Raw genomic sequence first — 10,307 nt, forward strand, 5'->3', positions numbered from 1 at the left:
CGGAAATTGCGGTCCAAAAGGGAGTACATGATGACGTCTGTTGCCCGTCCGGTTGCCCGCACCGCGTATCAGCAGTCGGTCGCCGACTACTGGAACGCCGAAAAGGATCCGGTCAACCTGCGCCTCGGCGACGTCGACGGGCTTTACCACCACCACTACGGCATCGGCGACTACGATCCGTCCGTCCTGGACGGACGCGGGGAAAACCGGGACAAGGCGATCATCGCCGAGATGCACCGGCTGGAGACCGCACAGTCGCAGTTTTTGTTGCAGCACCTGGGAGACATCGAGCCCACCGCCCGGCTGCTCGACGCCGGCTGCGGCCGCGGCGGCACGAGCGTGCAGGCGCACCAGCGGTTCGGCTGCCGGGTGGACGGCATCTCCATTTCCGAGCAGCAGGTCGATTTCGCCAATGAACAGGCCCGGCTGCGCGAAATCGACGATTCGGTGCGATTCCATCTCCGGAACATGCTCGACACCGGATTCGAAAGCGGCGATTTCGCCGGGATCTGGAACAACGAAAGCACGATGTACGTCGATCTGCACGAGCTGTTCGCCGAACACGCGCGCCAGCTCGCGCCCGGCGGGCGATTCGTGACCATCACCGGGTGCTACAACGACCTGACCGGCGGGCGTTCGCGTGCGGTGAGCCAGATCGACCAGCATTACATCTGCAATATCCACGCGCGCGGCGACTATTTCAAAGCGCTCGCCGCCAACGGGTTCGTCCCGATCAACGTCGTGGACCTGACCGAGGCGACCATCCCGTACTGGGAGCTGCGCGAGCAGTCGTCCGTCGCGACCGGCATCGAGGGGCCGTTCCTGACCGCCTACCGCGAGGGCAGCTTCCACTACCTGCTCATCGCCGCCGACCGCGTCTGAGCGGGCCGACATGTCCGGAATCGCAGCGGTCCGGCCCCACCCCGCGCTGGCTGGCCCGGCCGGGCTGGGGACCTCGGCGGCGCGGATCGCGGCCCAGTTCGCGCCGCCGCGCGGGACCGATCCGGCCTACGCGGAGCGGGAATGGGGCGACGGCAGCGCGTCGCCGCTGTACTGCCCGGTCGTGCGCCGGGTCGACGAACCACTCGCCGAGGAGGTGGACCGGCGGCTCGTCGCGTGGGCGCGGGACTGCGGGTTCGAGGGCGAGGGGCTGGACCAGATCGCGCAGGCCACGTTCGGCAGGCTGGTGATGCTCGCCCACCCGGACACCTCCGACCCCGACCGGCTGCTGATCGCCGCGCAGCTCAACGCGGTGTGGTGGGCGGCGGACGACTACTACGCCGACGACAGCTCCCTCGGCGCCTCGCCGACCGAGCTCCCGCCGCGGCTGGCGCTCGTCATGGCCGCGATGGACCCGGTCGCGCCCGCGGGCGAGTTCTCCGAGCCGCTGGAGGAGGCGCTGCGGGCCGATCCGATCCGGGTCGGGTTCCGCTCCGCGGTCGACCACCTCGGCAGGCACGGTTCGCCGGTGCTGGTCCAGCGGGTCTGCTACTCGACCTTCGCGATGTTCGTCAGCTGGGACGCCTACGCCGCGTGGCGCCACACCGGCCGCTATCCGCCGGCCTGGGAGTACCTGGCGGCCCGCCAGCACGACAGCTTCTACACGTCGATGACGCTCGTCGACGCGGTCGGCGGGTACGAACTGCCCGCGCCGTTCTACTACGACCCGCGTGTGCGGGAGGCGATGATGCGCGCGGGCACCGCGACGGTCCTGGTCAACGACCTCCATTCGGTGGCCAAGGACGCGGCCGACGAGAACCCGGTCTGCAACATGGTGCTGCAGATCGCCGCCGACCGGGGCTGCTCGGTCTCCGAGGCGGTCGAGACCACGGTCGCGCTGCACAACCGGATGGTGCGCGAGTTCGAGGAGGGGCACCGCGCCCTGCTCTCGGTCCCGTCGCCGGAACTGCAGCGCTTCCTCGCCGGCGTCCGGGACTGGATGGGCGGCGGCTTCGAATGGCACGCCACGAATCCTCGCTACCGATCCTGACCCGCATCCCTGATCCCAGGCTTCGCAACCCAGACAAGGTGGTTTCGCTGTGACTGTCACCGACCCGGTCGACTCCGCGGACGTGGAGGACCAGGAACCCTTGAGCCTAGGCCGCGCGGCGGCGCGGCAGCTGGCCACGACGACGAAGTCCGTGCCGCAGATGCAGGGCATCAGCACGCGGTGGCTGCTGAAGGTGCTGCCGTGGGTCGAGGTGTCCGCGGGCACGTACCGCGTCAACCGGCGGCTGTCCTACACCGTCGGCGACGGCCGGGTCACGTTCGTGACCAGCGGCTCCGAGGTCCGGGTCATCCCGCCGGAGCTCGGGGAGCTCGCGCCGCTGCGCGGATTCGAGGACGAGGAGGCGCTGGCCGAGCTCGCCGGCCGGTTCGAGCAGCGCGAATACCAGCCGGGCGACGTGCTGGCCGAATTCGGCAGCCGCGCCGACCAGGTGTTCCTCGTCGCGCACGGCAAGATCACGAAGGCGGGCGTCGGCGCCTACGGCGACCAGACCGTGCTGGGCACGCTCGTGGACGGCGACTACTTCGGCGAGAACGTGCTCACCACCTCGGACGGGATCTGGGAGTACACCGCCAAGGCGGTCACCGCGGCGACCGTGCTGACGTTGTCGCGCCAGGAATTCGAAGGCGTGCTGAACCGCTCGGACCCGCTGCGCGAGCACCTCGACGCCTTCGTGGCGGGCGGCGGCACGGCCCGCAACGAACACGGCGAGGCCGAGATCGCCCTCGCCGCGGGCCACGACGGCGAACCGCAGCTGCCGGGGACGTTCGTCGACTACGACACCTCCCCGCGCGAGTACGAGCTGAGCGTGGCGCAGACCGTGCTGCGGGTCCACAGCCGGGTCGCCGACCTCTACAGCGAACCGATGAACCAGACCGAGCAGCAGTTGCGGCTGACCGTCGAGGCGCTGCGGGAGCGGCAGGAGCACGAACTCGTCAACAACCCCGATTTCGGCCTGCTGAACAACGCCGACTTCGACCAGCGCGTGCCCACCCGCACCGGCCCGCCGACGCCGGACGATTTCGACGAGCTGCTGTCGCTGGTGTGGAAGGACCCCGGGTTCTTCCTCGCGCACCCGAAGACGATCGCCGCGTTCGGGCGGGAATGCAGCAAGGCCGGGATCTACCCCGGTTCGGTCGACCTCGGCGGCCACCAGGTGCCCGCGTGGCGCGGCGTGCCGATCCTGCCGTGCAACAAGATCCCGGTCACCGAGACCCGCACCAGCTCGGTGCTGCTCATGCGGACCGGCGAACAGTCCCAGGGCGTCGTCGGGCTGCACCAGACCGGGCTGCCCGACGAGTACCAGCCGGGCCTCAACGTGCGGTTCATGGGCATCAACGAGCAGGCCATCCTGTCCTACCTGGTCTCGGCCTACTATTCCGCCGCCGTCCTCGTGCCCGACGCGCTCGCCGTGCTGGAAGCCGCCGAAATCGGCCGGGAGGGCTGAGCGCGGTGCCCGTCACGGAACAAACGGACCGACAGGAGCAGCTCTCCCTCGGCGTCAAGGCGGCCCGCACCCTCGCCACGACCACCAAGTCGCTGCCGCAGATGCGCTCGATCACCACGCGGTGGCTGCTGTCGCAGCTGCCGTGGGTCGAGGTGCCCGGCGGCAGCTACCGGGTCAACCGGCGGCTCACCTACACCGTCGGCGACGGCAAGGTGAGTTTCTTCCAGACCGGAGCGCAGGTGCAGGTCGTCCCGCTCGAGCTCACCGAGATCGAGCTGCTGCGCGGCTTCGCCGACGAAACCGCCCTCGGGGCGCTGGCGGACGCGTTCGAACAGCGCGAGTACGAGGCGGGCAGCACGCTCGTCACCGCCGGGCAGCCGCTGGACCAGCTCGTCCTCGTCGTGCACGGCAAGGTCACCCGGCACGGCGAGGGACAGTACGGCGCGGAAACCCACCTCGGCACCGCGACCGACGGCGACCATTTCGGCGGCGAACTCCTCTCCGGGGACGACGCCACCTGGGGATTCACCGCCCGCGCCGCCACGAGGGTGGTCGCGCTGGCGCTGCCCGCCGGCTCGTACGCCCGGCTCAACGGCAGGCTCGACTCCCTGCGCGCACACGTCGCGCAGGCCGCGTCCCAGCCGCGGAAACCGCAGAACCGCAAGGGCGAGGCGAACATCGACCTGTCCGCGGGTCACGACGGCGAACCGGTTCTGGCCGGGACGTACGTCGACTACGAGCCCTCGCCGCGCGAGTACGACCTCGCGGTGGCGCAGACGGTCCTGCGGGTGCACAACCGCGTCACCGATCTGTACAACGACCCGATGAACCAGTTCGAGCAGCAATTGCGGCTCACCGTCGAGGCGCTGCGGGAACGGCAGGAACACGAACTGGTCAACAACCCGGATTTCGGCCTGTTGCACAATGCCGACCTCAAATCCCGGATCACCACGCGCACCGGCCCGCCGACGCCGGGCGATCTGGACGAACTGCTCTGCCGGCGCCGCAAAACGCGCTTGTTCCTCGCACATCCGCGGGCGATCGCGGCAATCGGGCGCGAATGCACGAGGGCGGGCATTTACCCGGAGCCGGTCGTGGTGGACGGAAAACGCGTCACCGCTTGGCGCGGGGTGCCGATCCTGCCGTGCGACAAAATCCCGGTCACCGAAGCAGGCACCACGTCGGTGCTCGCGATGCGCACCGGGGAAGACGACGCGGGCGTCATCGGATTGCGGCCGAAAAACCTCGCCGACGAATACCGGCCGGGGTTGAATGTGCGGTTCATGGGCATCAACGACCGCGCGGTGTCGTCCTATTTGGTCAGTGCCTATCACTCCGTCGCGGTTCTGGTGCCGGACGCGCTGGGGATTCTCGACGACGTCGAGGTGGCACGCGGCTGAGGTGTGCCGATGCTCGCCGGAAGCTGGGTGCTTCCGGCGAGCATCGGTGTGTCAGCGGTAAATGTGCTTATCTGGCAAGCGGACTCGGGCGTGCAGGTGATCCGTGCTCGTCGCCTGAGCCGCCGCAAACGCTCGCCGGGTCAGCGGTAAATGTGCTTGTCCGGCAACCGAACCGTCGCGAAGCCGTTCGCGAAGTTCGCGTCCACCTGGGCCGACTCCTGGGCGTCGGGCATCGCGTTCTTGCACGTGATCCCCGGGCCGTGGCCGGACATCAGTTCCGAGCAGGGGCCCTCGTAGTGGTCGGGCAGGCCGAGGTTGTGGCCGATTTCGTGGGCGATGATCCTGGTCGGGTCGTTGCCCTCGGCGACCTGCTGGGTGTCGATGTAGATGTCGCCGTTGCCGTGGCCGTCGGTCTGGGTGTAGGAACCGCCGCCGGTGGTTTCGTGCATGACGATGGTCGCGGCGCCGCCGCTGTTGAGGTGCACGTTGTGCACGGAGTTGTTCCAGTTCGCCGCGGCCTGGGTGGCCTCGGCCTGGTAGTCGGGCAGACCGCTGGCGTCGTAGTACAGTTCGACCGCGTCCAGCGGCGCGGCCGACGCCGTGCCGGCTCCGGTCAGCGGCAGCACCAAGGCGGCGGCCGCGCCGGCGGCCAGCCGGCCAAAGCGGTGCAGGGTCATGGTTTTTCCTCTCCGCACAAGGTCTTCCTGGACAGGGGTCAGCTTCCGATCTGCTGCTGGATCCACGACATGTACTGGGCGATGCCGGTGTAGAGGGTGCTGGTGGCGCATTCGCCGCCGTTGTCGCCGGGGCCGTGGGTTTCGCCTACCAGCGTCCAGTTCCCGGTGGTGCCGACGATCGCCGGGCCGCCCGAATCGCCGTGGCAGGCCGAATGCGAGTAGTCGCCGGAGATGCAGACGTCGCCCGAACCGCCGCCGCCTTCGGCGCAGGCGCTGCTGTCGAGGACCTGAAGGTCGATCTGCTGCAGGGTTTGCGGCGTCTGGCAGTTGGGCCAGCTCGTGCAGCCCCAGCCGAGCAGCCGCGCGCCCGTTCCCGGCGACGGGTTGCTCTGCGCCATCGCGACCGGTGCGGACTGGGCGGGCTGGCTCAGGTGCATCATCGTCAGATCGGTGCCCGGATTGGTGATCACGTTGTCGATCTGGCCGACTTCGCCGGAGTTGATGTCGGTGGAACCGATCCGCGCCTGCGAAGCCTGGCCGCAGTGGTGCGCGGTGATGATCCACTGGGGCGCGACGAGGCTTCCGCCGCAGCCGTTGTCCAGGGACACCATGAACGAGTAGGTTTCGGTGGCGTCGCTGCCTCCGATGATGGCCGGCTGCGCCGCAACCGCCGGTGCGGCCACTCCGAACAAGAGGGCGGCCGTGCCCATCATCGTCAGCAAAATTTTCCGCATCGCTTTCCCTTCCATAGCAGCCAATCCCGCCGATCGCGGGAGTGGAGTTCGGCCGGGATACGGCCGGGGACGACTTCGCGGGCGCCGGGCCCGCGACGGAAACCACAGAGTCCCAGGGCCGCCGGAGTCCGAACACCGTCGAAAGGAGGGATACGACCGGACCTCGAACCGTGCGCGGCGGCACGAACCTCGATTACCGGCATGAACCGAACGCGGAATAAGCTGTTCCGGTTCGGTGTCCGCGCTTCAACGAGCCGCTAATGGTTCGGATGCGGCAAGTTCCGTTGAGCGGACGCCGCGACTCACTGACCAGCAAAGCCGAACGGGATTCGCGACTTTCGTGGGTATAAGAGATTGCCAAGCGTCCCTAAACTGCGAATTGCGCACGCATTCGCTGACCGCAGTGCGCCATCGTCCTATTCGCAAGAAACGGAGATGTGCATGATCCCAGCACTCAGTCAAAGACACGGCGGACGCGGCGGTATCGCCTTCGCCGCGGCGGTTCTGGCCGCTGGATCAGTTTTCGCCGCCTCGGGCGTCGCGACCGCCCAGCCCTCGGCGGCCCCGCTGAACGCGAGAGCCGCGACCGCCATGTCCGCCAGCCTCGCGAAATCGCTCGGCGACCGCACCGTCGGCTCGTTCTACGACCAGGCCGGTTCGCGGCTGACAGTCACCGTCACCGACCAGGCCGCCGCCGACCAGGTCCGCGCGGCGGGCGCGACGCCGAAGTTCGTGAAATACCGTGCGTCCCAACTGAAAGCCGTCACCGCGGAATTGGCCCGCACAGCGAGCGTCCCCGGCACCGCGTGGCGCGTCGACCCGCGCACCGGGCAGGTGCTCGTCACCGCAGATTCGACGGTCACCGGAGCCAAGCTCTCCCAGGTGACCAACGCCGTCCACCGCTTCGGCGACAAGGCCCGTTTCGCACAGACGAAGGGCAAACTGCGCCCGCTGATCAGCGGCGGGGACGCGATCTGGGGCCAGGGCCTGCGCTGCTCGCTCGGCTTCAACGTGCACACCTCGAGCGGCCAGGCCGCCATCCTGACCGCCGGACACTGCGGCGTGGCCACCAACGACTGGTGGGCCGACCAGGGCAACTCGCAGCACATCGCCACCACGTCCGCCGCGAACTTCCCGGGCACCGACTACTCGTACGCCACCTACGACGCCGGCGTGGACGCCCCGAGCGCCGTGAACACCGGCCAGCAAATCACCGCAGCAGGCGACGCGACCGTAGGCGAAACCGTAACCCGAAGCGGCTCGACCACCGGCGTACACGACGGCCAGGTCACGGCGCTCGATGCCACGGTGAACTACCAGGAAGGCAGCGTGAGCGGCCTGATCGACACGACAGTCTGCGCAGAACCCGGCGACAGCGGCGGCTCGCTGTTCGACGGAGCCACCGCACTGGGCCTCACCTCAGGCGGCAGCGGAGACTGCAACTCCGGCGGAGAAACCTTCTTCCAGCCAGTCCCCGCAGCACTGAGCGCCTACGGATTGGTTCTGCCGTAAGGCTAATGCCCCCTTTTCAGGTACGTGAGGGGAACCCTGAAGGAATCTGATTCCCTCAGGGTTCCCCTCACATACCCGCACCGATGCACCCAACGAATCAAGGCACCCACAGCCCCGCAACCCCGATACACAGCCAAAAACACGGCGCGGGGGTGCTTGTCAAGGCATCTTTCCCGCCTTGACAAGCACCCCCGCGCCGTAGTCACACTCAGGCTGAGGGGTGGTGGGCCCCACCGAGGACGCAATGTCGCCGCCAGGCGACGAGCCGCCCGAGATTACTCAGCCGCCATCCTCTCCCGAAGCGAACGAGGCCGCATATCCGTCCACACCTCGTCCACATGCCGCATGCACTCCTCCCGGCTCCCCCTCATCCCATCCCCCCGCCACCCAGCCGGAACCTCCTTGTCCGCAGGCCACAACGAATACTGCTCCTCGTCGTTAACCAAAACCTGAAACACACCCTCGTCATCCATCACATCGTCCTTTCCTGACATTCACTGACCAGAAGACTCTTCAAGCTCACGAACCCGAGGCGCAGCAGGCAACCCGCGCAAAGTCCGGCTGAACGTCGTCACCAAAGTGACCACCGCAATAGACCCAGTACAAGTCAACACCGCAGCCACCGCAGGCAACGCCTCCACCAACCACCCGCCCAACGCAGGCCCGGCAGCAGCAGCCAACCCGCCAGTCACCCCGAGAACTCCCCCGAGCCGCCCGCGCAACCCGTCCGGAGTGGACAGCAACTGATAAGTAGCAATAGCAGTATTAGCCGCAGGAGGCAAAAACGCAACAGCCGCGAACAACGCCCCCATCACATATCCATTATGGACGAACACAGCAAGCGGCGTCAGCACAGTCAACGCCCAAAACACCCCGATGACCAACCCATAAGAACTAACCCACCGATGCAGATAGGGCGCGGCCAACGACCCGAGAATTCCCCCAGCCCCCAACATCGCCGCCATCACGCCAATCTCCCCCGACGGCACCCCCCGCTCATTGGCCAGCACAATAATTACCAAATAATAAGCGGAAAAGAACAGATTCAAACTGACCACGCACAACACCGTCGCCCGCAACGGCGGCCGAGTCCACACCCACCGAAGCCCCTCGACGATCTCTCGCCCCAGATGCCTGGCCGGAGCGTCCTCAGCCCGCTCGGGTCCCCGAGGCAACCGCACGAACAACAACGACACAAACGCAAAGACATGCGCGACCACGTCGAAGAGAAACGGCACCGCCCGCCCCACCGCGAAGAGAAACCCGCCAAGCGCAGTCCCGGACAACTGCCCAGCACTAGTCCGCGCAGCGTTCATCGCGACCGCCGAAGGAACCTGCTCCTCCACCACCAGCCGCGGCAAACTGGCTTCCTCCGCCGGCTCGAACAACGCCCGGCTCAACCCCATCACGACGGCCACCGCGACAAGCATCCAGACCTCAGCGACGCCCCAGTACAACGCGAGCACCAGCCCGCCCGCCGCGACCGCCTGCGCCGCTTCGCACCCGAGCATGATCCGCTTGCGAGGCCACCGATCCACCAACGCCCCCGCAGGCAACCCGGCCACCAGCTGACTGATCGCGACCGCCCCGAGCACCAGCCCCGACTGCGCCGCCGACCCGGTGAGCGCGAGCACCAGCAGCGGAAACGCGATGGTGGTCGTGCTGAACCCGGCCTCGGAGACGACCTGGCCGGTCCAGAGAAGCCGATAGTCGCGATTGCCCGCGATCCCGCTCATGCCCCGCCTCCCGAAGCTCCCTGTGGACGAACCGCACTCGCGCCCCCGGCAACGGAGGACTCCCGCCGCGGCCAGCCGTCTTGCCCGGCTATTCGGCTCATCCCTCGGCCCTCCGACAATCAGCGGGCACGGCAGACCGAGCCTCGCAACAGTCCTCGGGGACAAGCCCGCTCGTGCCCCGGCGATCAGCGCGCACCACACCCACGGAACCGGCTCGGCAAGGGCGCCTGCCTGGAGACCCGCTCACGACCCACCACCCCCGGCAATCCGCCGCAATGGCCTGCAAGACACCCACCGAACCGGACGCCGCGCACCATCCCGCGGAATCGGCGCGGCAACGTCCCCTGCCCGGACACCCGCTCACCCCACACCGCCCCGGCGACCTGCCGCGACAGCCAGCAAAACGCCTGCGGAACCGGCCTGGCAGCGGCCCTTCTCCGGAGAGCCGCCCATGCCGCAAGACCCGGCAATCCGCCGCAGCAACCCGCACCGCATCCGCGGAACCGGCCCGGCAACAGCCCTCGCGGACAAGCCCGCCCATGCCCCGCCGATCAGCGCGCACCGCATCCGCGGAACCGGCCCGGCAACAGCCCTCGCGGACAAGCCCGCCCATGCCCCGCCGATCAGCGCGCACCACACCCACGGGACCAGCTCGGCGACAGCCCTCGTGGGCAAGGCCGTTCAGCTCCCGGCAACCAGTGCGCACGGCACCCGCGAAACCGGCCCGGCGAGAGCCCCTGTCCGGACATCCGCGCGTGCCGCACCACCCCGGCAACCCCGCCGCAACAGCCCG

General features: G+C 68.4%; 9 protein-coding genes. 5 read left to right on the top strand and 4 right to left on the bottom strand.

Going from position 1 to position 10,307, the window contains the following annotated elements:
- Positions 1-30 precede the first annotated feature (30 nt).
- From EIZ45_RS09580 to EIZ45_RS09595, 4 genes are read left to right on the top strand one after another with little or no spacing between them, the layout of a single operon-like run.
- Positions 31-882 (top strand): geranyl diphosphate 2-C-methyltransferase, encoded by an 852-nt coding sequence (locus tag EIZ45_RS09580; protein WP_134662299.1) that lies wholly within the window; start codon positions 31-33, stop codon positions 880-882.
- 10 nt (positions 883-892) lie between these two features.
- Positions 893-1,990 (top strand): family 2 encapsulin nanocompartment cargo protein terpene cyclase, encoded by a 1,098-nt coding sequence (locus EIZ45_RS09585; protein WP_051728961.1) that lies wholly within the window; start codon positions 893-895, stop codon positions 1,988-1,990.
- A gap of 49 nt (positions 1,991-2,039) precedes the next feature.
- Positions 2,040-3,455: a family 2B encapsulin nanocompartment shell protein gene (locus EIZ45_RS09590; protein WP_134662300.1), complete on the top strand. Its 1,416-nt coding sequence runs from the start codon at positions 2,040-2,042 to the stop codon at positions 3,453-3,455.
- 5 nt (positions 3,456-3,460) lie between these two features.
- A complete protein-coding gene (locus EIZ45_RS09595) occupies positions 3,461-4,855 on the top strand; it encodes a family 2B encapsulin nanocompartment shell protein (protein ID WP_134662301.1) in 1,395 nt (464 codons plus the stop codon).
- Between the two features lie 140 nt (positions 4,856-4,995).
- Here EIZ45_RS09595 and EIZ45_RS09600 read toward each other — a convergent pair whose 3' ends face one another.
- Both EIZ45_RS09600 and EIZ45_RS09605 read right to left on the bottom strand, forming a co-directional pair.
- The gene (locus EIZ45_RS09600) at positions 4,996-5,532 is read right to left on the bottom strand and encodes a snapalysin family zinc-dependent metalloprotease (RefSeq protein ID WP_043837184.1); all 537 of its coding nucleotides are present in this window, start codon (positions 5,530-5,532) and stop codon (positions 4,996-4,998) included.
- A 38-nt stretch (positions 5,533-5,570) separates the two neighbouring features.
- Positions 5,571-6,266: a trypsin-like serine protease gene (locus EIZ45_RS09605; protein ID WP_205669845.1), complete on the bottom strand. Its 696-nt coding sequence runs from the start codon at positions 6,264-6,266 to the stop codon at positions 5,571-5,573.
- A gap of 441 nt (positions 6,267-6,707) precedes the next feature.
- Here EIZ45_RS09605 and EIZ45_RS09610 point away from each other — a divergent pair, with 441 nt between their 5' ends.
- Entirely contained in the window at positions 6,708-7,778 is a 1,071-nt protein-coding gene (locus EIZ45_RS09610; RefSeq protein ID WP_240690566.1) for a S1 family peptidase, read from the top strand.
- A 275-nt stretch (positions 7,779-8,053) separates the two neighbouring features.
- Here EIZ45_RS09610 and EIZ45_RS09615 read toward each other — a convergent pair whose 3' ends face one another.
- Together EIZ45_RS09615 and EIZ45_RS09620 are read right to left on the bottom strand one after the other, a co-directional pair.
- The gene (locus EIZ45_RS09615; protein ID WP_037813453.1) at positions 8,054-8,251 is read right to left on the bottom strand and encodes an MbtH family NRPS accessory protein; all 198 of its coding nucleotides are present in this window, start codon (positions 8,249-8,251) and stop codon (positions 8,054-8,056) included.
- Positions 8,252-8,272: 21 nt separating this feature from the next.
- A complete protein-coding gene (locus EIZ45_RS09620; protein ID WP_134662305.1) occupies positions 8,273-9,514 on the bottom strand; it encodes an MFS transporter in 1,242 nt (413 codons plus the stop codon).
- Positions 9,515-10,307: the final 793 nt, after the last annotated feature.

This window comes from Amycolatopsis sp. CFH S0740 (assembly GCF_004522315.1).
Taxonomy (GTDB): domain Bacteria; phylum Actinomycetota; class Actinomycetes; order Mycobacteriales; family Pseudonocardiaceae; genus Amycolatopsis; species Amycolatopsis nivea.

What these genes read in the sequence shown, in the direction of transcription:
- EIZ45_RS09610 (WP_240690566.1), top strand. Translation starts at nt 6,708, where the DNA reads ATGATCCCAGCACTCAGTCAAAGACACGGCGGACGCGGCGGTATCGCC.
- EIZ45_RS09580 (WP_134662299.1), top strand. Translation starts at nt 31, where the DNA reads ATGACGTCTGTTGCCCGTCCGGTTGCCCGCACCGCGTATCAGCAGTCG.
- EIZ45_RS09585 (WP_051728961.1), top strand. Translation starts at nt 893, where the DNA reads ATGTCCGGAATCGCAGCGGTCCGGCCCCACCCCGCGCTGGCTGGCCCG.
- EIZ45_RS09605 (WP_205669845.1), bottom strand. Translation starts at nt 6,266, where the DNA reads ATGCGGAAAATTTTGCTGACGATGATGGGCACGGCCGCCCTCTTGTTC.
- EIZ45_RS09600 (WP_043837184.1), bottom strand. Translation starts at nt 5,532, where the DNA reads ATGACCCTGCACCGCTTTGGCCGGCTGGCCGCCGGCGCGGCCGCCGCC.
- EIZ45_RS09620 (WP_134662305.1), bottom strand. Translation starts at nt 9,514, where the DNA reads ATGAGCGGGATCGCGGGCAATCGCGACTATCGGCTTCTCTGGACCGGC.
- EIZ45_RS09615 (WP_037813453.1), bottom strand. Translation starts at nt 8,251, where the DNA reads ATGGATGACGAGGGTGTGTTTCAGGTTTTGGTTAACGACGAGGAGCAG.